Genomic DNA, 21,054 nt, shown 5'->3' with positions numbered 1-21,054 from the left:
AAAAACTAAGTCACAGCCGTTCCGTCAGTCGCTCGCTGCGTTAATAGAAAACTTTTTTTGGACTGCTCAAACAGGAGTAGTTTTATCTGTACGCGTTAGAGCAGTTTATGGAAGAATTACATGATTATATTGATCACTATAACAATTATCGTATTAAGCAAAGATTAAAAGGAATGAGCCCTGTAAATTACAGAACTCATTCCCTAAAATCTGCTTAGTTCAATTTTGTCTAACTTTTTGGATCAATTCAAAACGAGGTCATTTTTTTATTTCATATGTTTTTATTTTATAATGTAAATCTTGTCTAGAAATGTTCAGTTCTTTTGCTGTCCTAGATATATTTCCAGCATTTCTTAGTAAAGCATCCTTAATTAATCTTTTCTCAATCTCTCGTAAAGTTCCTGAAAAAGTATTACCCGAAGATGGCAATTCTGAGTAACTTGATGTAGACTTACAATTTATTCTTTTTCTAAAATGGAGAGGTAAGTGTTTAAATTGCAATACATTCTCTTCATTCCCGACAAAATGCATTGCGCTTTCAATAACATTCTCTAACTCCCGTACATTACCTGGCCAATGATAGCTTTCAAACAAACTAAGCAATTCGTCCGATACATCAATTGTTACTAAACCGAATTTACTACTTGCCCTTTTAACAAAATGCCTGGTTAGAAATGTAACATCACCTTGCCGCTCTCTCAGGGGGGGAATAAATACAGTTACCTTAGCTAATCGATACAGCAAATCAGAACGAAGTATTTCATCATTATCTATAGAAAAAGGATCTACGTTAGTAGCACTTATAATTCGGCAGTTCACCGGTGTTTCTTTTTTACTTCCTATTCTTCTAACAATTCTGTCCTGCAGCACTCGTAGTAATTTAGCCTGGAGAAAAAGTGGCATCGAGTTTATTTCGTCTAAGAATATTGTCCCATCCTCTGCTTGTTCAAATAGGCCAGGCATGTCGCTAGCACCAGTAAAGGCACCTTTAACCGCTCCAAACAAAACGCTCTCTAATAACGTTTCAGGAATAGCCGCACAATTTATTGCTACAAAAGGTCCTTCTGCGAAAGTACTTGAATTATGAATTCCTTGAGCGAACAGTTCTTTGCCTGTTCCCGTTTCTCCTATAAGCATCACCGGAGAATTATATCTAGCAAATCTTTGTGCTGTCCAGATAGCTTCTTTAATAGCATTACTATCTCCAATGATATCACTAAGGCAAAATTTTGCTCCGGTAGTTTTGGGATTTTCCTGGTTAGTTATCCACTTATGGACCTCTAGGGTTTTAGCTATGTATTCACCCATTGTCTCCATATTACGGCCAATCACGTACATTCCGGCAACCTTATCCTTATAAAAAAAAGGATACGCATCAAACGCTATATAGGTCTTTCTCCCATCACTTAGCGTGTACTGGTATTGTTGATCATGCAATGGAATACCTGCTTTTATCACTTTTTGGCATACATCTCCGGCAAAATAATATTCTTCGAAAGATGCATACGCTTCAGCCTGAGTTTTACCTAGAACATCATTCCTTTTTAATCCTTCTGTCTTTTCAGCCCCAGAGTTATATAAGAGTATTTCATCTTTCTCGTTTACAGCAAATACCCCTTCGTTTATCGTATCAATGATACTCCTCAACAATTGATTCTCGCGTTCTAACTCTTCTATTCTAGCAATGGCTGTTATTGTCATGGACAGCCCCCCCGAATCATTCACAGTTTGCCTATCGGCTACTACCAGCTAAAATAAGGGTTTAGACTATGCTTTAGGAAATAATTTCGGATTGTTCCTATTCTAATAGTTTATTTTTCTATATTTACAATAATTTTCCTGCAATAGTATAAGCCTTTTTATGAAATATAATTATGTTTAAAATCGGGCTAAACGTAGCATCAAAGCATTTGTTATCGGCCAAAAAGTCCTTTTTCCCTAATACGAGAAAAGTGACCTTAATAGATTTGATGGACATAGAGAATACCCCGTATAAATTCCAAGTTCTCTAAGCAGCGGCAAACGACTACTCTAGCTTTGTATTTTAACTGCCGGGACACGGAACCTGTCTCCATTCTATTCTATAAATTAACAAGATCCTGCAAAATATTGGTAAAATATAGCAAATATCTTTGCTTTGGATTGCTCCCCTCCACCCCCAAAACAGCAAAAAAACCGCGAAATTCACGGGTTTTAACTATTTCCGAATTTTGGTTGATACCTTTCTCTATCTTATTTTTTTTGTATTCCCGCATACTAGATCAACCACCACCGAAACATTAATATGTTTTTTAGCTCTTTATTACGGTATTTTTCCCTATTGCCTGTGACGACATTGCCCACATAGCAAGTGATTTTTGGTTTCAGGTGTCTACGAGCACCTGAAACATGCTAAAGCACAATAAAAGGCTCAGATATCAGCTCAATATCTGAACCTTTGTCACTTTCAGGAGTTTGGTGTAATATGAGCCGCAGCCTGCTGTTTTAACGCTATCGCCAGTTGCGCCGGACAAGACGTATTTTTTGACCCGCACTTTATTCCTTCGAGTTTGTTAATAACATCTTCCACTTTCATTCCCTCAACCAAATTGCTAATACCTTTTAGATTGCCATTACAACCACCTAAAAAAAACACATCCTTAACTATACCATCCTGAATCGCAAATTGAATTTTTCTTGAACATACACCTTTAGTTTCGTATTCGACCATTATATCCTCTACCTTATACCAAATCTGCGAGCTTGTTCTGTTATCCTATTTTGCTAATTGAAACTTCAGCTTCAAGCTTCTTCAAATATACCTTAATCTCATAATGAATGTAAATATTAATAAGTTTATTAGTTACTATGAAAAATCATAGTAACTAATATAACATCGGCAAGAAGTATCTCTATCCAGACCATTTTACCGGCACAAAGGACCTATCGCTACCGGCGCTTTATCTAATATTTTTTTTCTTAATCGGTCTCCTTTACATTAATTTTTTATGAGCAAAACAGGTCAGAGTTCAGCTTTGAAAACAGTGATCTTATCTTCGCTGGTCCAAAGAACACTCTGGGCAAAGTCCAGATGCTCCTTTGTCCAAAGCCCTGGAGTACCGCCAGTGTTAATAAAGATCGCTCCTTCTTCTGCAGGAATAACTCCACTTCTCACCATGTCCACAAACCCATGGAACCCCTTGCCCGTGTAGCAGGGGTCAAGGAAGATCGCCTCCGTTCTGGCCAATAGTTGAATGTATTCCCATGTAGAAGAGTCAGGAACATTGTATTCCACGCCAAAATAACGATTATCTACTGGACCGGGAACAATTTCGACATCATCCGGAGATGCTCTAAAGCTCATTTCGTAAGTTTGGCTGATTTCATTGATGAAATTGGCAGTGTCTTCTCTGGAGGGGTAGTTAGTCAGAACTGGAATACCAATAACCTTAAATGGAACTTTGTAGTGCATAGCGCCTGCCCAAAGACCCGCAAAAGTACCTGTTGAGCCATAGCTTACGACTAAGAATTTAGCGTCGATGTCTTGTGCTTTCATCTGACGCATAATTTCGGGCACAGCTTGTATATATCCGGCAGCACCGATCACGCCTTGACCACCTATTGGTATATTGAGTACTTTTTCTCCCTTGGCTTCCTTTTCATCGATGCTTTCCTTACCTGCTGTGCAGTGCAGTTAGCGCCGTTAACATTTTTGTGTGATTGTATTTACTGACTTTGGCATGTCATTAACTATACCGGCAGTGTTTTGAATAATGTCTGCCTGCTGAGTGGAATCGCCATTGGTCATTTTATGGGCATTATCTGTCAGTCTAATAATCGAAGCGGTAATATTGCAAAAGACTCCCATAATAATTTAAAGCTACCAGACCAATCCCCAAATAGAACCCCTATGCAAACTAACAACTTTTACGAAAACAACCTTCTCTTAATTTGTTTTTATTTATTGGCTCAATATTAATTTCAAAATCTGTGTTCTTAAAATATTTTAACGCCTTGCTCTCAATAATCTGTTTTAATTCATAAAAGGTAATCCCTGTACCCAGACTTTCAAAAGCTTTTGCCGCCGTCTTCACGCACTCATACTCTACACGAGCGGTAAGTGGATTATCGTGGTCGTCTTTGACCAACTTGACATCCACATTATCTTCCCAAATCTTATTACCTGTTACGTCTCGCAGAGACACTTTCATCGTTTCTATGGAATATTTAAAAGAAATATGGTCGACATTAAATTGCCTGATACCCAAGGTCCCTAACTCAGCCGCGAGATAGCCGCTGATTGCATCTACATTTGCCTTAGGTGTATCAATTAGCAAAATATACTCTGGTCTCCCCTTTTTAGTCATCGCGCTCACCACATGGACGTTGCCGGCTCCCTTTGCCATTAATTGCTCAATTAAGTACGGAACGTGTTCAGCGTTTACATTGTCAACTGTAGTCATCAAAAGCATATCAGCATTCCTCTCTTCAATATATAAGTTGTACGCTTCGCTAATTCACTCGCCTCAGTACTCAATGGGGTAATCAAAGATCTATAATGCTGTAACTTTATCGATCCAACCGAATTGATCAGCCACATTACCATTTTGAAGATCAGTAATGTAATTGAATAACTTCTGAGTAAACTCACCGACCTTATTTTCATTAATAACGATTTTTCTGCCCTTCCAGACAAGTTGGCCCACAGGCGAAATTACTGCCGCAGTACCCGAACCGAAAACCTCTTCTAACTCGCCTCTTTCACTGGCGTAATATACTTCGTCAATTGAAATCACCCGTTCACTTACCCCAATTCCCCATGTCTTAGCCAATTCTATGACTGAGCGGCGAGTTATTCCATCAAGTATACTACCATTAAGTTTAGGCGTAACAAGTTCCCCTTTTATTTTGAAAAAGATGTTCATTGTGCCTACTTCTTCTACGTACTTTCGTTCCACAGCATCCAACCAGAGCACCTGATCAAACCCCGCCTTTTTGGCTTCTTCCTGAGCTCTGAGACTAGCGGCGTAATTGGCCGGTGTTTTGGCTTCGCCCAAGCCACCATGCACGGTGCGGACGTAGTTATCTTCCACCTTTATGCTGACAGGATTATACTCCTGACGGCGACAGGATAATAAATAACCGATATGTGTCAGACACCTTAACTCCAACACACGGGTCGGCAGCAATAATGAACGGTCGGATATACAGTGATGTTCCCATTTTTCCTGGAACCCAATGCTTTTCCATTGCAATTAGGGCGTGCAAAAATTCGTACACAGCTTCAGTATCAATAGCGGGAATACTCATGATATGGGCTGATCGGTTAAGCCGGGTTAAGTGATCTCTAGTTCGAAAAATGACTATCTCATTTTGCTTATTGCGAAAGGCTTTCATTCCCTCAAAAATTGCTTGACCATAATGCAACGCCATCGTTGACGGAAATAAGGCAACCTCCCCATAAGGAACTATGCGGGGATTATGCCAGTCCTTCCCTGCTTGATAGTCCATAACAAACATGTGATCAGAAAAATAACGGCCAAACCCTAATGAATCTTCACACGGAATTACTTTTGGCTTTACCACTTTCGTAATCGCTAAGTTAACCATATTGTTTCCTCCTCACTTTGAGGTTCTATATAACTTCGGCATACATCTACCCTGTGTACGCTCTACATCTTGCAGCAATTTTGTCAATTCATTGATATTTATAAATAGAAGTAACCGTACTTTTCACATACCGTTACTTCTATTTAAGAAAATAGTATCCTATTGAGATATTATTCTTCAATAATCTGCAACGCAAGTTTTGCAACTCGTGTTGCAGCAGCCTTTCCTCCGGGGATACCAGCAGTAACATATGCCGCCTTTTCAGCAATCGTTGCCGCATCAACGGGAGTATACAATTTCATTGCCGCGACTACGGCAGCAGGTACAACAATATTCATAATACAAACTCCCGACAAGGCAAATTCATCAGTTACCACACCGCCCAGTGAAGCGGCCCATTCAATATCAGGACATTCCCCTTTGCATATTTTCGGTATAATGTCATGGACAAATCCATGCATCACAGCGGTCTTATCTCCAAGAGTAACACTGATATCAACCAACGGATCAAAAGCCCAGTACTTTTTCGCGAGGTTAGAGGTTCTTCTTGCTCCCGGTGCTATTTTTAGTATTTTAATTTTGACATCAGCACCTGCCATGCCGCTGAGAATAATATTGGCGTGTTTCTCAACACATGCAATACGCTCATCATCCAATGTACGGACCACTTCTTCAAGAGTTTTACCTGACGATAGTTGATCGAAAGCAAACTCCGCACGAGAATGTAGGGCTTTAGCTCTTGCTGGCTCGGTAGCATTGATTAACATACGCGTGACAGTACCATTGTGAAGTTCATTAGCTTTTCTTGCTATTGTGTTTATGCTGAACATCGCCACTTCCGGATTAAATGTGGTTGCAACGCGTTCTTCAGCAATCATTTTTGCAACTTTCTCGACATCTCCGTTATTGTCAAACAATGCTTTCATCCCGATAATAGCATAAGCCCCGACATGTCCGAGTGGTGCATTGACAGGAGTTCCAGAGAATCCCGAAAGCATTTCGGCAAAGGCAGAAAAGATTTCATCAAAGGCCATCATTCCGATTACAGAGGGTCCACCGATATCCTTAATAATTAAACCGACATCACCAATAACTTTTGCGGTGTCATATTCTTCCCCGGTGACTTTTAAGTGTATCTTTTCCGGAAGCCCCGCAGTTTTGACAGCCGACTTACCAACCAAATAAGCCGAACTTGTCCGACCGTATTGCCCGCTTTCTTCCGGCACTTCAGCATCCGGATGGATGATTTCAAGAATTGCTGCGGCTCCTAGAACAGCGGCGGTAAAAGGACGTGGTTGCATAGCAGCACCGGCCATTGCATCAAGCATCGCTTGTGTGCCGATACGCGCACCATTTTGCGCCATTTCTGGCCAGATAAAATCTTCCCCTAGCGCGCTATGCCCGTATACCGGGCCGCCAGCCACAAACATGGGTATCCTTCTGCCATCAAAGGTCGTCAACTTTCCCTCCATCATGGCCTGGTTAATTGCCATAACAGCAGGAAACCCAGAGATTTTATTATTCATTTTAGACGTAGGAACTGCGGCCACACCGCTTCGATCCACATGGGCCAACATCCGGGCGGTAGCTCCTAGTTTCCTGTTTCCGGCAGGTATGCCAACCTGGGCCTTAGAGCCTGCCAAATACATAATGCATGCTACGATTAATGCGGCGTTTGCTCCATCAGCTCCGGAGTATTTTGCTGTTTTGATCGCTTTCTCCATGATATCATCGATCGGCAGCCTGCGAGCATCGGCAAATTCAATGGACAGACTGCTGCCTTTGAGCACTTCTTCTGTAATAATGTTTGCAACAGTATGAATCGCCATATTAACCATACCATGGCCACCCGCCAACGCTTCTATCCGATCGTTGGTCAAATTAGAAATGTTAGATACAGCTGCCATTTCTGCTGCTGAAATTACTCGACTTTTTACGTCTGGGTTCACGATAAACATACAATGTCCCTCCATTTAAATTATTTGTGATACTGAAATAGACAGTTGCCTGATTATTTCTTTATTGGTCTCATTCAGTGATAATTGCAACTCCTTGTCCCGAAGGACTTCTCGCAGTGCAAGGCAGCTAGAATGCTCGGAGCGCATGCGGTCCAACCAGCTGTTTTGCAGATTAAAATTAAATAATAATACTCTTCTGAAGATATTGTACATATTAATAAAAACAGTTGCAATAATGCACTTTTTTGTTATATAATAACTTTTTGGTAAGTTACGCGACAAATTGCTGCTTTTCCCATTCGAGACAGGAAGGGAAACAAAATGGCCCGGAGCCACGACACTGTCGGCTCCGGGCTGCTGATATCATTTCTGACGTATTGATTTAAATGGGAGCAACGGAAAAAGTCGCCGCTAATTATCATAGAGATCCAAACGCTGGAGTGTACTCCCTGTTTGGAATATTGCAAATGTTATGTCGAAAGCGCCTGAACGGTGTTTTTCCGAGACGGGACAGGAGTCTAACTACTCATCGTAGTATAAACGATATGCCCCACATTCCTCGCATTTTGACATGTCGACGTCTTTTAAACCATATCCCCATTTTCGTAATTCCATCATCGCCTTCAAAATACCAAGACCGCATTCAGTAAGGGAATATTCCACTCTTGGAGGAATTTCCTGAAATATTTCACGGCGTAATAACCCATCAGCCTCCATTTCACGGAGCTGTTGAGTTAAAACTTTTGCACTAACATGGGGGATATTATCGCTGATTTGATTATATCTGACAGGCTTTCCCGACGCCAATTCTCTAAAAATCATTATCTTCCACTTCCCAGATACCATTGCAAGTATCACTTCTACTGGACATTTCCATTCTTTCGCATTCTTTGATTCCATTGATTATCCTCCTTTTGTAAGGTTCACCAGTAACATTGGACGGTATAGGGAAGATCCAAAAAGATGTTATTTATTAAGGAAGTAGCGCAATATTACAAAAGGGTTTTTGAAAAATAATTATATACATCAGCGTTGCAACAACATTTTACAGTTTTGTCAAGAAAAAAGTATCCAAAAGCCACCATATCAAGTGTTCACCGAGCCGAGCCCGTTTATCTCCCGCGCGTTTTGCCGCGCGCAGATCACTAGGTATATTGTCGATTAAAGCAAAAATAACAACACTATTCTGAATATATTTTACAATATACACAAGGATATTTTCAACATGGTTTATTACTTCCAATTAATTTTTTGCTAAATCTTGTTTAACGGATAGTTCTTTTGCTTCATTTTTTGTATAGAATTTATAGGCTATATAGACGATGAACACCCATACACCCGACACTACCAGGGACATTCGCATATCCGGCAAGATAGCTATGCATATCAGTACCACAGCCATAAAGAACAGGGCGAAATAATTGCTGTACGGATAGAAAGGCATCTTGTAGGTAAGTTTATCTACTTCACCATTTTGAATTCTAACTTTTCTAAATTTCAAATGACTCACCACAATTGAAGCCCATGCACAAATTAAGCCATATACAGTTACTGAAGAAAACAATTCAAAAGCATCTTCCGGCATGAGGTAGTTCATTATAACCCCACCAAACATTACCGTGAAAACCAGCATGACCGCATTAGCTGGCACATTTCTACTGTTAACCTTCCCCAAAAATGTCGGAGCGTTCTTTTGCAAAGATAAGTTGTAAAACGTACGGCTATTAGAAAAAACGGTAGAATTTATCTCGGATAATACAGCGGTAACAACAACTACGTTCATGATTGCAGCGGCTGCCGGAATACCCATTCTGGTAAATACCTCTACGAAAGGACTCCCTTTTGAAGTTAACGAAGTCCATGGAAAGACAGTAACCAAAACAGTTATCGCTCCGATATAGAAAATCAATATCCTCCAGAACGTAGCGTTAACAGCCTTTGGCATAGTAGTCTTTACATCTTTTGCTTCCCCGGCTGCCAGTCCAAGGTTTTCAACCCCGCCAAATGCGAACGCCACCATGACAATCGACAATATAGTTGCGCTTAATCCTTTCGGGAAAAAACCGCCATTGTCTACAAGGTTGTGAAACCCGATCGCTTGGCCCCCGTTGCCAATTCCAAAAAATATCATTGCACAGCCAAAGATTATCATCGCAACAATCGCCGCAACCTTAATGAAGGAAAACCAGAATTCAGCTTCTCCGTAAAACTTTACACCAATAACATTAACTATAAACAAAATCGTTACCGCGGCTAAGGCAGTAATCCATATAGGTAGATCAGGGAACCAAAACTGTGCATATTTTCCTAAAGCATTAAGATAAGCCGAACTTCCAGCTAGCAGAAAGACAAATGCATTCCACCCATTCAAAAATCCAACAAAGCGGTGAATATAACGATTTGAATAAGAAACATACGATCCGGATACAGGTTCTTCCACAGCCATTTCGCCTAAAGCCCTCATAATGAAGTAAATCGCTACGGCGACAATCATATACATCATGATTATTGCGGGCCCCGCTTGTTTAATAGACCAGGAAGAACCATAAAAGAGACCCGTGCCGATGCACCCCCCGATGGCTATCATTTGAATATGACGGCTTTTTAGATCTCTTTTTAAATCTTCTTTCTCGTAAGCCTGATGTTGGATTTTCTCACTCATTTTTCTTCCTCCTCCTCTTTGTATTAGCCTCAAATAAGTTTTTTTGCACTTAAATCGTAAATCTCGGCTTCTTTTCCTCCATTCTCCACAGCATTCTTTTTAAACATTTCCTGACTAAAATACATGCTTTCTTATAAAGAAGAGAGTGTTGCTATGGCTTCAATTTCAATCAGAGCATCTTTAGGCAACCTAGCTACTTCTACACAGGATCTAGCCGGGGGATTTACAGGAAAATATTTTGAATAAACCTCATTGACATAGACAAAATCATTCATATCTTTAATAAAAACGGTTGTTTTTATCACTGAATTCATGGAAGAACCGGCCGCTTCCAGTACTGCTTTAAGATTGTCCAACGCCTGGGTAGCCTGAGCCTTAATACCTTCTGCTAATTCTCCCGTTTTAGGATCAACTGGAAGCTGACCTGAAGTCATAACCATACTATCCGTTTTAATGGCTTGAGAATATGGACCAATCGCGGCTGGCGCACTCTCTGTAAACACAACAAAATTCATTATTCACATCTCCTATATTATTGTATTTTTTGAAAAATTCGCCTTGCAAACAGCTATTGATCCCCCCTTCCCAATATCCCCGTTTACTGTTTGTCCTGAAAACGACGGTAGTTTTCCTTTTTACCACCTCTATTCCCGGTTTTAAGTAGCTGCTATTTTTTCTCGGTATTAACACCATTTATTGTTTTTATAATTTTCAGTTCTTTTTTAATACTATCAACGGCCTGTTTCACAAAATTAGGATGGGTTGCCACGTTCATACGGATAAAACCACGCCATTTTTCACCAAACCATTCACCATAATCACAAGCTAAACGACATTCGTCCTGTATGAATTCCTTAATCTGATCTGGTTTTATATAAGCTCGTAAGTCCATAAATAACAGATACGTTCCTTCTAATGGGCAAACATGAATTCCCGGATATTCGGTCATTTGCTCTTTGACGTAACTATAATTGCTGTAAATTACTTTTAATAAATCCTGTCGCCAAGTTTCGCCATACGTATAGGCGGCTTCTGCAGCAGTAATCCCAAATAAATTCGTTTCAGCCTGATAATAACGTTTGATAAATGCATCATAGATTGCTCGTATCACTGGAGATTGTATAATAATGTTAGCATGTAAGCAGCTGGCAAGATTAAAGGTTTTTGAAGGAGCATTTGCAGTAATGATGTTGGATGCATACTTTCCGCGTGCTACAATCGCACTTGGAATATGCCTAAAGCCGGGAGCAATTATATCCTGATGGATTTCATCAGAAATCACCAGCACTTTATGTTTCTGACAAATATCAAGCATTCTTTCCAATTCTTCTTCTGTCCAAACCCGTCCCGCAGGATTGTGCGGAGAACAAAGAATAAACAGCTTTACATCATTATCAGTGATTAATTTTTCAAAGCGTTCATAATCAACTGTAAATATTCCATCCTTATAATCCAGGTCGCAAGTAATCAACTTCCGGCCATTGTCTTTCACGGCATTGAGAAACGGATAGTAAACTGGAGTCATAACAATAACTGACTCTTGTTCTTCTGTAAACATGTTGACGAACCAATATAATGCCGGAATAATTCCAGGTGAGAATCTCACCCACTCTTTTTCTATCCTATACCCATAATGCTCTTGTTCCCATTTATTCAAAGCATCGTAATAAGAATTGGGAACATCCGAGTAGCCGTAAACTCCATGTTCTACTCTTTTTGCTAGAGCATCAATAACTGGTTGTGGCGTCTTAAACTCCATATCGGCAACCCACATAGAAAGCAAGTTTGAATCGCCAAACTTCCTCAATAACGCATCCCATTTCTGGGAATGAGTTCCTTTTCGATCTACGTAATACTGAGCGCAAAATTCTTGTACAGTCATAGTACCCCTTTCCCTTATAATATTCATTTTAGTTAAGTTGCTTAATCATTTCGAGTACATATTACCACCAAATCGTTTAATTAGTCAATATATTTCAGAAAATTATTTATTAACTTAACTTTTTTTTAAGTTTGATTTGCCGGACATTTTTGGGCTATCGTTGATAATTTACATTATTTGTGATACACTTTTACCATATAGACATAAGGAGTAATTATGAGAAACGAAGAAGATGCATTCATAAATGCTACATATCGTCACTTAAACAATCGTCATAATAACATCTATCAGTTTGTCATAAAATATAGTGATTATATTAATGCTGCACACGATTACGGAACGGGACATATTCTTTCCATGACGGAAGTGCATACTTTGACCTACATTGAAGATAATCCCGGAACTACAGTTACAGAGTTGGCACAACACTGGAGTAAGACCAAAAGCGCCTTATCTCAAACTGTAAGCAAGTTGGTTGATAAAGGGTTAGTCTACCGTCATAAGACAGAAACAAATGCAAAAACTGTGCTGTTATATGTAACAGAAGAAGGATTAAAACTAAGCAAAGCGCATAAACTATATGATACAATTACAATTTCTAAAACACTTGAAGATCTATCCAAGTATTGTACTGCTGAAGAAATTGATGCATTCTATAAAGTCATTGGAATCTTCGCTAAGCTCTTATAACTGATTGATATCACATAAAATAAAAGGCTACTGCGAACCAAATTTGGTTTCACAGTAGCCCTATTAATTTTTAGCCTAAAGCTTACATGATGGCAAACATATTATACATTTTCATTATGCGGATATCCTCTTTCGATACACGCAATTGCTCGATTAGATCCTTATCTTCTTTCAATTGTTTCTTGGAAAAGAGCATCTTCACAGCTATTGGCATAACCGGCCGAGATGAGATTCCAAACATTAATCCCCATTTAGTCGGTGAGTCAAGGAATGAGGCAAGTACACTAATCGTGATCTGTTCAACCGGAGATGCCTGATTTTTCAAGATAATGTTGGTCAGAACATCATAATGTTCGATATACCCCCAATATGTGTTTTCACAGTTTTGATAATTTTCGTAACTGTCAATATTCATATAGAGCATCACTTTGTAACTGGATTCATCTGTTTTAGATAAAACATCGAACACACAACGAATTAATTTATTCGTTCTCCCATCATAGATATAAGAGTAAAACTGGGAAGAATTACGAAAAAATGCTGGTTTAATACCGTCAGATTGAATTTGAGCTTGGCTTGGAGGACAATAAAGTAACTGTTCCACATGAACACCTAATGCCGTTGCTATATCGTACAAAGTAACGATATCGATAACAATTTCACCTTTTTCGTATTTAGAAACAGTAGCTTTGCTCTTACATATCTTATCTGAAAGTTCTTGAATGGTAATGTCTTTGCCTTTTCGAAAATTACGGATTCTATTCCCAATTTCTACAGCAACTTCATTCATTTCACCACCCCTTTCTAGTTTCATATGAATATATTATTTGAGTAAATTAATCGTCAAATCATGCTATCTTTATATATTCTAACGCAAATTTACCCAAAATTCTACTTTAAAGAAACACTTTGATCAAATTAGTCTATTTTAACGAAACTCAATCCGTTTTGATTAATTTCATCATTTATATTTTAATAACTTATAAAGTAAAGCTACAAAATAACAAAGGGGATTAAAACTATGACTTATAATTTTGATGAAATTATTGATCGAAAGAACTCGAATGCCATGAATACTGAAGGCTTCCGTGAATATATCTTTCATGCGGATTCAACCATGAGATTCCCTTATGCGGATGATGAGTTTATAAGAATGTGGGTTGCAGATATGGAATTTGCAACACCGCAAGTCATTATTGACGCTATAAAGACCAGACTGGACCGCCGTATTTTTGGATATACCAGAGTATTTGATCCTGAATATTACAACACGTTTGTTCGTTGGACAGAAAAACGTTATCAATGGCATTTTGAAAAAGAACACTTAGTAACATCTAACGGAGTCATTCCGGCGCTTTACGAAATGGTTGGATATATCTGTAAACCGGATGAAAAAGTATTGTTTGTCACCCCGTCCTATGCATATTTTAAATATGCTGCTGACTTTAATAATCGCGAATCTATTTGTTCAAACTTAATTAATAATGATGGGTATTATACTATAGATTTTGACGATTTTGAAGCCAAAGCAAGTGACGAGAAAACTGCCTTGTGTATTTTTTGTAATCCTCATAACCCAAGTGGCCGCGTCTGGACTCCAGAAGAATTAAAACGTGTCGGTGATATTTGCATTCGTCACAATCTTTGGATTATTTCAGATGAAATCCACTGCGACCTTCTAAGAGTAGGCATGGTGCATACACCTTTAGCCAAATTGTTTCCTAATTACGACAAGCTCATTACTTGTATGGCACCAAGTAAAACATTTAACATGGCCGGATTCATGATGTCCAATATTATCATTCCAAATAGTGATTTAAGAAGTATCTGGAAGGAACGTCATTATAACTTCGATAATCCACTCAGTATCGCAGCTACTCAAGCCGCCTATGCTTATGGCGCTGATTGGCTGGATCAAATGCGCGCTTATCTAGACGAAAATTTCAAAATCACCGGTGAATATCTAGCTGAGCATCTACCAAAAGCTAAATACCGCATCTCAGAAGCTACCTATTTAGCCTGGGTTAATGTTGGGAACTATCTGCCTGATGAAAAAAGTCTCCCGCTATTTTTCGCTAACAAGGCCGGTGTTCTGCTTGAAGGTGGGAACATGTTTGTTGCCAATTCAGATGGTTATATTCGCCTCAATCTTGCCTGCCCGCGTTCAATTGTAAAAGAAGGACTCCGCCGTATCTGCGAAGCCATCAATAATCGTCGATAGTTCGCTATCTATGGAGGTAGTCCCAAAAGTTTTTTTTAACTTTGGGACTACCTCTTTCATACTCGGTAATTACTAGTCGCACTATATCCAAGCCATATTAAAACCTCCAAGTTGCCGTCTCCATTTTACGCCAACTTGGAGGTTTACACAGATTTTTTCCACAAATTTTACTTGGCCAAAAGAATAATGCAGTACGTAGTCTTTAGATTACTTTCTTTCCTATTTTATAGCAACCTGTTTAAATTCAATTTTACAGGTTGAAAAAAGCTGTCTTAACGCACAACTATTAATAGCGTCATCAATCACTCGACGCTCTATGTCTGTAAAGTTTTCCGGAATGGAATAATCATATTCAAAAATTAATTTTCCCTCTTCTTGCCAATTCATTCGGACAAATGTTTTAATATCATGTAATTCTATATTCACTTGTCCAGCATTTCGTCTTGCTGTGATGTTCATACAGGCGGCTAAAGCCGTTTCCACCAACTCAAATGGTTTCATGCCTTCCCCTGTCCCACCACTTTCCTCGGTAGTATCAATTATGATTGGCGGTTCATTTTCCAAATAACATTGAAAATTTTTTTCCATATTCTTTACCGTCTTCAAAATAAACACTTCCTTCATTTAATAATTCACAATTTATAAAAACATAATGCAAAATTCGTGCCAAATAAAATTCTATTTTAAATATCGTGGCACCTTACGCTATAATGCCTTTTTTAGCCTCTAATACCTAATTTCAAAAAATCTTATTTTAAGACATATTTTCATTATTTGTATCAATTCTGGAAATTTGTAATTCAACTCACTAGCATAATTCCCGGCTCTGGAGCAAAGAGCTCCCGCCCTGTAAGACGTGTTACCAGCTGTTATAGTGCCATTACTATGAAAATTATTAGTTACTTATAAAATTATTAATATATTTATTCTTCCGAGTTGCTTTGTTATACTTTGATTGTGGTTAAACCATAAACATAGTATATGGAGGGAATAATATGAGTGTAAAGGCATACTTGTTAATTACGATGGTAATTAACAACGCCAATCGTCCGGCAGCAGCAAAGGTCTACACAGACTATCGTCAACCCTTTTTATCACAAATCAAAGGAGCAGTTACTAAAGAGCTTCTTATCCGTGCCGAAGATGTCCAGGTTCTTCATGGTTTTGACAGCGTTGAAAATGCAAAGGCTTATCTTGATAGCGAAATGTTCAAGAATGATGTATTTGTCGGCCTAAAACCGCTATGGAGTGCCGATCCTGATGTAAAAATCTACAGCGTCGCTTAAACGATTCAGCGTCACAACAAAAAACGATTGTTGTGACGCTGAATCTCTGTACTTCATATTGTCGATAGAAGTCGTAGAAATATTAGAGCCCACGGTTTCAAAGCGGTACGGCTCGAAGAAAGCGTGCAAGAATGGTATTCCTATAACTTTGGTCATTATATTACCACCTTCTATTACAAATTGTATAAAGTAGACTAACCTTCAGGTGGGGTTTTAACCCCATCTGAAGGTTAGTCGCCCTTATCCAGGGACTTATCCGCTCTTAACTTCCAATTACAGAAGCACGGAGTCTCAGAGCGGGTTAATCTCAGGATAAATGCCAGCAATTATTTTTCCATCGTCACAGACCATCATTAATTCTACTTAACTAAAAAAGGGATGTCCGCGCACACATGTATGCGCCGTTCGGCATCCCTTTTTCCTACAAACTCTGCAATAAATACAATATATAACTATACCCTGAGAGAATGACCAGGAACACAAACATGACAGGTACAGTCCGCTTAACCAAATCAATAAACGATGTCTCAAATCTTTCGGTTACTATTGCCAGACAAATATGGGTGGGCGAAACCTGCATGGCTATATAGGTCATACACATTAAGAGTACCATCAAGGCTACTCCGCCCTCAGGTATGGCCGCAAATGCCAAAGGTATGCCTAAAGCTATGATTGCTTGCGTACCGGCAACAATAGTGCCAAGTAAAAAAACAAGCGCAAAAATGACAACAGATGGAATCGGCAGTACGGCAAAGACTTCCGGCAGTCTGTCTATGACTCCGGTATAGGTCAGAATGTCCTTAAACATCATGATGGCAATCGTGCTAGTGATTAATTTGTATTCAAACGCACTAATAAACATTGGCTTAATTTCTTCCCAGGTAAATCTGTCAATTATGAAGTTAAGGATAATAATCATGCTAACCGCAATATGAACCTGGAGTTTGAAGGTAAGGATGATGATAATTGTTGCTATAATTGTCCAGATACTGCGCAGCAAGCTTTTCACATGCGTAAGTTTCTTATTGGAGTTTGGTTGTCCGGTTTCTTTCGGAATTTTTCGCACATAATAAAAATAACCCAATAAAAACAAGACAACTGCCATTGGCAGCATACTCACTACGAAAGCCGTCATATCAACGCCAGATAACTGCAAAGCCAATATAATTGAAGCATAGGTAGGCAAGAAAGCTTCTGAGATATGCCGGAAGTAACTGGCTATAAAGGTTTTATCCTCTTTACTTATATCATTGCCGCCAGCATTATCCACGATCGGGCAGGCGATAAGAACAGCTCCCGGTGACGGCAGAAGACCGATGATAACTGGTGCCATCATGGCATTTATTCTGCGGCTGTTGAATATCCCATTCAATGACTGTTCGGCGAGAGTTAATTGCTCTCGCTTTTCAAGCATTCGCTGCAAAAAGGTAATGGAATAGAAAGATAAAACCAGCATAATGGTGTCCGGGCTAATACTGGCAGCGCCCATAATTTGTAAAGCTTGCAGGGCATTAATATCATAGAGTATGCTTGCTCCAACAGTTCCGGCTAAAATTGCAACATGCAGCGGTTTTTTAAACTTGATAGCCGCTACAATCAAAAAGAATACTACTGCGAGCTTTATTATGTCCATAGGCAAATCTCCTTGTACTGTCTTAGCAAAATCCATATCCTAATATAACAAAAGAACTTGGAAGAGTAAATATACTAGGAAATTTATTAGTAACTAATCAATTCATAGCTCACAGCTATCACATTTCCCCCAAATACAGCTGTGTCACATTAGGTATAGCAAGCTCCCAATTACCGCCTATAATGGTTTACAGCCCATTCAATCCTCATAAGTGCTTCTTTCAGTGTTTTCCGGTTACAACCAATGTTCATTCGCGTAAAATACTCTCCGCCAGGACCGAATAGATAACCATCATCAAGCGCAACTTTAGCATTTTGCAGCATAAAGGCTTTAAGTTCTTCCCCTTTCATATTAAGTTCTCTGCAATCCAGCCAAACAAGATATGTCCCTTCCGGCTTAATTACTTTAATTTTGTTTATATTACTGTCAATATAGCTGGTGAGGTATTCCAGATTACCTTGCAAATAATCCTTTAACTGTTCCAGCCATTCTGCGCCGTAATTATATGCAACTTCAGTGGCCATTTGACCAAAGATATTTGGCTTAAGTAAATGGAGTTTTTTCATATAGTTATTGTATTTGAGCCCTAGTTCTTTATTAGGTATAATTATGTTTGCCGTTTGCAATCCAGCCAGATTAAAGGTCTTGCTTGCAGCTGTGCAAACAATTGCATTTTGGGCAAACTCCTCAGAGATACTAGCAAAAGCGGTGTTCCTAACTCCCTTCAAAGTTAAATCTGCGTGAATTTCATCAGAAACAACAAGAACCCCGTGCTTGAAGCAGATCTCGCCTAATTTTGTCAGTTCCTCTTTTGACCATACCCTGCCAACCGGATTATGGGGACTACATAAAATTAAAAGTTTAACCTTATTGGTGGAAAGCTTTTGTTCTAAATCTTCATAGTCCATGGTATATCTGCCATCCTCAAATTTGAGACAATTTAAGACTACCCGCCGATTGTTATTAACAATACTGTTTGTAAAAGGATAGTAAACCGGAGATTGAATCGCAATACAGTCTCCTTCTTCGGTAAACACTTGCACAAGATAATTCAAGGCAGGAATAATGCCAGGAGCATAATGTATGTTTTCTTGTTTTATCGTCCAATTAAAACGTCGCTTCATCCATCCAATAACTGCATCGTAATAGGATTGAGTGCACATCGGGTAACCAAAAATACCATGCTCAACTCTCTTTTTTAACTCATCAATAACCTCTTGTGGTGATCTAAAATCCATATCCGCTACCCACATTGGCAGAGCGCCTTTAGCTTGTTCTCCTAAAAAGACATACGCACCGTCCCATTTGAGGGATGCTGTGTTTAAGCGGTTAACCGGTTGATCAAAATCATATTTCAATATCATTTCCCCCTTATGTAAAGTATCGATTTAGAGCGAATTATGCCGCTATTAGCAATATAGTTTGGTACTAAGTGGCACCATTTTTGTGCAGGATGGGGTCTACTTCGCTACTAGCACAAACACCCTTCGATTATCTGCTGCGCCACAGAAGAATGCCCGATTGCGAACAAAGATTTTATTCAAGCGGCGCAGTTTTGCCGCAAGGTGAACACAATACTAAAAACTTTCGTCTTTTCCAATTTCTTTCAGATTCATCCGATTGCCAACTATATTTACGTATGCAATTGAAAAAGCAACGGCCACGCTTAAACCCATCTGTAAATTGGTCGGCAGCCCTTTGAATAAGTAGAAAATCTGCCCAACCGTCGCTATCAGTGATACCAAAATTACAGGATACAATAAGCTCGGCTTTAGATGGAAAAGTGCCTTAGCATATTGCTCGGGATACTTTTTCGGCAATGAGAAGCATCCTACTATCGGAATTAGATTTACCAACAGTAAAAAACCAAAACCGATTCTTGCCAAGTCTCCCAAAGAAATTCCGCTCAGGACAGTGACCACTCCTATGAAATAAAGAAAAGAAAGCGCATAATGCGGAGTACCGAACCTCTCGTTTACCTCTCCCAGTTTCTTGGGTAGCCACCCGTCTCGGCTCGACACGATCAACCCCTTTGTTACCCATTGGAAAACACCATTGAGTAGCGTACCCATGGATACGACCACCCCCGCCATCATGAAATAGTAATAAGCCGTTGGCGGCAAAACGCTCTTGCCCACGAGGCTTAAAGGCTTGTTAGCGACTTGGTCGAGCGGCAGTGTCCCTGACGCTACAAAAGCAATTATCATGTAAATTAGCGTGGCTCCGATGGTACCGGCAATAATCCCCAGAGGAATGTCCCTGGAGGGGTTTTTCATTTCACCACCTAATTCAACCACATAGAGAGCTCCATAACTAGCAAAAGCCACGACGCCGATCGCCTGCAGCATCCCGTCCATTCCTTTAGGCAGCAACGCTTCCATCGACGCAAAGGAAGAAACATCCACCGAGCTAATCCCCCACAACGCAAATACCAATAACCCGGAAACCTTCAAGACAACCAACCACTTCTGCGTAGTAGCCGCCGATTTTATCCCAACCATGTTAAGCACATAGAAAAAGGTCATCATCAGAATCGCCGAAATTTTTATTGGCGCGTTTGGATACATGCTTTGCAGGTACTGAGCAAAAGATAGAGAATACAAACCGACTGTGACTTTGGAAAAAATAACGCCGATCTGCCACAAAAATGCCCATTTAGGCCCCACCAGCAATTTGGAATACGTATATCCGGCTCCGGTCACTGGAAGAGCGGAAGCTAACTGAGCCAATGGCATAATTGCAATGATATTAACAAGACCAGATATCAAAAATGCGAGTACAACGCCTTTCCCTGTTAAACCAATGCCCACACCGGTAAGAATAAGAACCCCCGCTCCGACAATACTTCCCAATACAAATCCAAGAACATCAGATAATCCTAATACTTTTTTTAATTTGGCAGTTTGCATTTCAGCCATGCCTTACCCTCCTATTTCTTTATTGGGAAATCGTTTTATATTGTGTAAACCTAAATCCAAAGTATCCCCTCCTACATTCCATCCTTGTTCGCTCGTTTAGAAAACATTGCAAATATCATGCCAATTCTCTCAATTTCAAATTTTCCTTTTTCGTTACAGAAGGCTAACAAACTGAAAAAAGCCGTAGCTGCTAATGTTGTGTCTTTTTTGCAAGA

The 21,054-nt window shown here is 39.5% G+C and carries 20 protein-coding genes; 4 read left to right on the top strand and 16 right to left on the bottom strand.

Annotated elements, in window-relative coordinates:
- The first annotated feature begins 107 nt into the window (after positions 1-107).
- Positions 108-218: an IS3 family transposase gene (locus BLR65_RS10360; protein ID WP_093794122.1), complete on the top strand. Its 111-nt coding sequence runs from the start codon at positions 108-110 to the stop codon at positions 216-218.
- A gap of 40 nt (positions 219-258) precedes the next feature.
- Here the strand turns inward: BLR65_RS10360 and BLR65_RS10355 are convergent, their stop codons facing one another.
- The 11 genes from BLR65_RS10355 to BLR65_RS10300 all read right to left on the bottom strand — a co-directional run bounded on the left by BLR65_RS10355 (position 259) and on the right by BLR65_RS10300 (position 12,091).
- Positions 259-1,701 carry a sigma-54 interaction domain-containing protein gene (locus tag BLR65_RS10355; protein WP_093794121.1) on the bottom strand — a complete coding sequence of 481 codons (1,443 nt, stop codon included), beginning with the start codon at positions 1,699-1,701 and terminating at the stop codon, positions 259-261.
- A gap of 745 nt (positions 1,702-2,446) precedes the next feature.
- Entirely contained in the window at positions 2,447-2,710 is a 264-nt protein-coding gene (locus BLR65_RS10350) for a TIGR03905 family TSCPD domain-containing protein (RefSeq protein WP_093794120.1), read from the bottom strand.
- 291 nt (positions 2,711-3,001) lie between these two features.
- Positions 3,002-3,646, bottom strand: a complete 645-nt coding sequence (locus BLR65_RS10345; protein WP_281241518.1) for a pyridoxal-phosphate dependent enzyme — start codon at positions 3,644-3,646, stop codon at positions 3,002-3,004.
- A gap of 250 nt (positions 3,647-3,896) precedes the next feature.
- Entirely contained in the window at positions 3,897-4,451 is a 555-nt protein-coding gene (larC2, locus tag BLR65_RS10340) for a nickel pincer cofactor biosynthesis protein LarC2 (protein ID WP_093794118.1), read from the bottom strand.
- Positions 4,452-4,532: 81 nt separating this feature from the next.
- Positions 4,533-5,072 carry an aminotransferase class IV gene (locus BLR65_RS31770; protein ID WP_425441015.1) on the bottom strand — a complete coding sequence of 180 codons (540 nt, stop codon included), beginning with the start codon at positions 5,070-5,072 and terminating at the stop codon, positions 4,533-4,535.
- A 16-nt stretch (positions 5,073-5,088) separates the two neighbouring features.
- On the bottom strand, positions 5,089-5,589 hold the full coding sequence (locus BLR65_RS31765; protein WP_425441014.1) for a branched-chain amino acid aminotransferase family protein: 501 nt from the start codon (positions 5,587-5,589) through the stop codon (positions 5,089-5,091).
- A gap of 170 nt (positions 5,590-5,759) precedes the next feature.
- Positions 5,760-7,547 carry a hypothetical protein gene (locus tag BLR65_RS10330; protein WP_093794117.1) on the bottom strand — a complete coding sequence of 596 codons (1,788 nt, stop codon included), beginning with the start codon at positions 7,545-7,547 and terminating at the stop codon, positions 5,760-5,762.
- Between the two features lie 522 nt (positions 7,548-8,069).
- Entirely contained in the window at positions 8,070-8,447 is a 378-nt protein-coding gene (locus BLR65_RS10320; RefSeq protein ID WP_093794115.1) for a winged helix-turn-helix transcriptional regulator, read from the bottom strand.
- A gap of 343 nt (positions 8,448-8,790) precedes the next feature.
- Positions 8,791-10,209 (bottom strand): amino acid permease, encoded by a 1,419-nt coding sequence (locus tag BLR65_RS10310; RefSeq protein ID WP_093794113.1) that lies wholly within the window; start codon positions 10,207-10,209, stop codon positions 8,791-8,793.
- 131 nt (positions 10,210-10,340) lie between these two features.
- The gene (locus BLR65_RS10305; protein ID WP_093794112.1) at positions 10,341-10,724 is read right to left on the bottom strand and encodes a RidA family protein; all 384 of its coding nucleotides are present in this window, start codon (positions 10,722-10,724) and stop codon (positions 10,341-10,343) included.
- Between the two features lie 152 nt (positions 10,725-10,876).
- Positions 10,877-12,091 carry a MalY/PatB family protein gene (locus BLR65_RS10300; protein WP_093794111.1) on the bottom strand — a complete coding sequence of 405 codons (1,215 nt, stop codon included), beginning with the start codon at positions 12,089-12,091 and terminating at the stop codon, positions 10,877-10,879.
- 216 nt (positions 12,092-12,307) lie between these two features.
- On the opposite strand from BLR65_RS10300, the gene BLR65_RS10295 reads away from it, so the two are divergent.
- A complete protein-coding gene (locus tag BLR65_RS10295) occupies positions 12,308-12,781 on the top strand; it encodes a MarR family winged helix-turn-helix transcriptional regulator (protein WP_093794110.1) in 474 nt (157 codons plus the stop codon).
- Positions 12,782-12,863: 82 nt separating this feature from the next.
- On the opposite strand, the gene BLR65_RS10290 is transcribed toward BLR65_RS10295, so the two are convergent.
- Positions 12,864-13,571: a helix-turn-helix domain-containing protein gene (locus BLR65_RS10290; RefSeq protein WP_093794109.1), complete on the bottom strand. Its 708-nt coding sequence runs from the start codon at positions 13,569-13,571 to the stop codon at positions 12,864-12,866.
- A 231-nt stretch (positions 13,572-13,802) separates the two neighbouring features.
- On the opposite strand from BLR65_RS10290, the gene BLR65_RS10285 reads away from it, so the two are divergent.
- Positions 13,803-15,002, top strand: coding sequence for a MalY/PatB family protein (locus BLR65_RS10285; protein ID WP_093794108.1), 1,200 nt, complete (start codon positions 13,803-13,805; stop codon positions 15,000-15,002).
- Positions 15,003-15,221: 219 nt separating this feature from the next.
- On the opposite strand, the gene BLR65_RS10280 is transcribed toward BLR65_RS10285, so the two are convergent.
- On the bottom strand, positions 15,222-15,608 hold the full coding sequence (locus BLR65_RS10280; RefSeq protein WP_169716910.1) for an OsmC family protein: 387 nt from the start codon (positions 15,606-15,608) through the stop codon (positions 15,222-15,224).
- Between the two features lie 389 nt (positions 15,609-15,997).
- Here BLR65_RS10280 and BLR65_RS10275 point away from each other — a divergent pair, with 389 nt between their 5' ends.
- Positions 15,998-16,288: a hypothetical protein gene (locus tag BLR65_RS10275; protein WP_093794106.1), complete on the top strand. Its 291-nt coding sequence runs from the start codon at positions 15,998-16,000 to the stop codon at positions 16,286-16,288.
- A 421-nt stretch (positions 16,289-16,709) separates the two neighbouring features.
- On the opposite strand, the gene BLR65_RS10270 is transcribed toward BLR65_RS10275, so the two are convergent.
- The 3 genes from BLR65_RS10270 to BLR65_RS10260 form a co-directional block, all read right to left on the bottom strand.
- Positions 16,710-17,921: a DUF401 family protein gene (locus tag BLR65_RS10270; RefSeq protein WP_176772725.1), complete on the bottom strand. Its 1,212-nt coding sequence runs from the start codon at positions 17,919-17,921 to the stop codon at positions 16,710-16,712.
- 170 nt (positions 17,922-18,091) lie between these two features.
- Positions 18,092-19,279, bottom strand: a complete 1,188-nt coding sequence (locus BLR65_RS10265; protein WP_093794104.1) for a MalY/PatB family protein — start codon at positions 19,277-19,279, stop codon at positions 18,092-18,094.
- 219 nt (positions 19,280-19,498) lie between these two features.
- Positions 19,499-20,839: an APC family permease gene (locus BLR65_RS10260; protein WP_093794103.1), complete on the bottom strand. Its 1,341-nt coding sequence runs from the start codon at positions 20,837-20,839 to the stop codon at positions 19,499-19,501.
- Positions 20,840-21,054: the final 215 nt, after the last annotated feature.

Source organism: Sporomusa acidovorans, from assembly GCF_900101845.1.
GTDB lineage: Bacteria > Bacillota > Negativicutes > Sporomusales > Sporomusaceae > Sporomusa > Sporomusa acidovorans.
The sequence above is the reverse complement of the archived record's forward strand: the minus strand, read 5'-3'. Positions and strand labels throughout refer to the sequence as shown.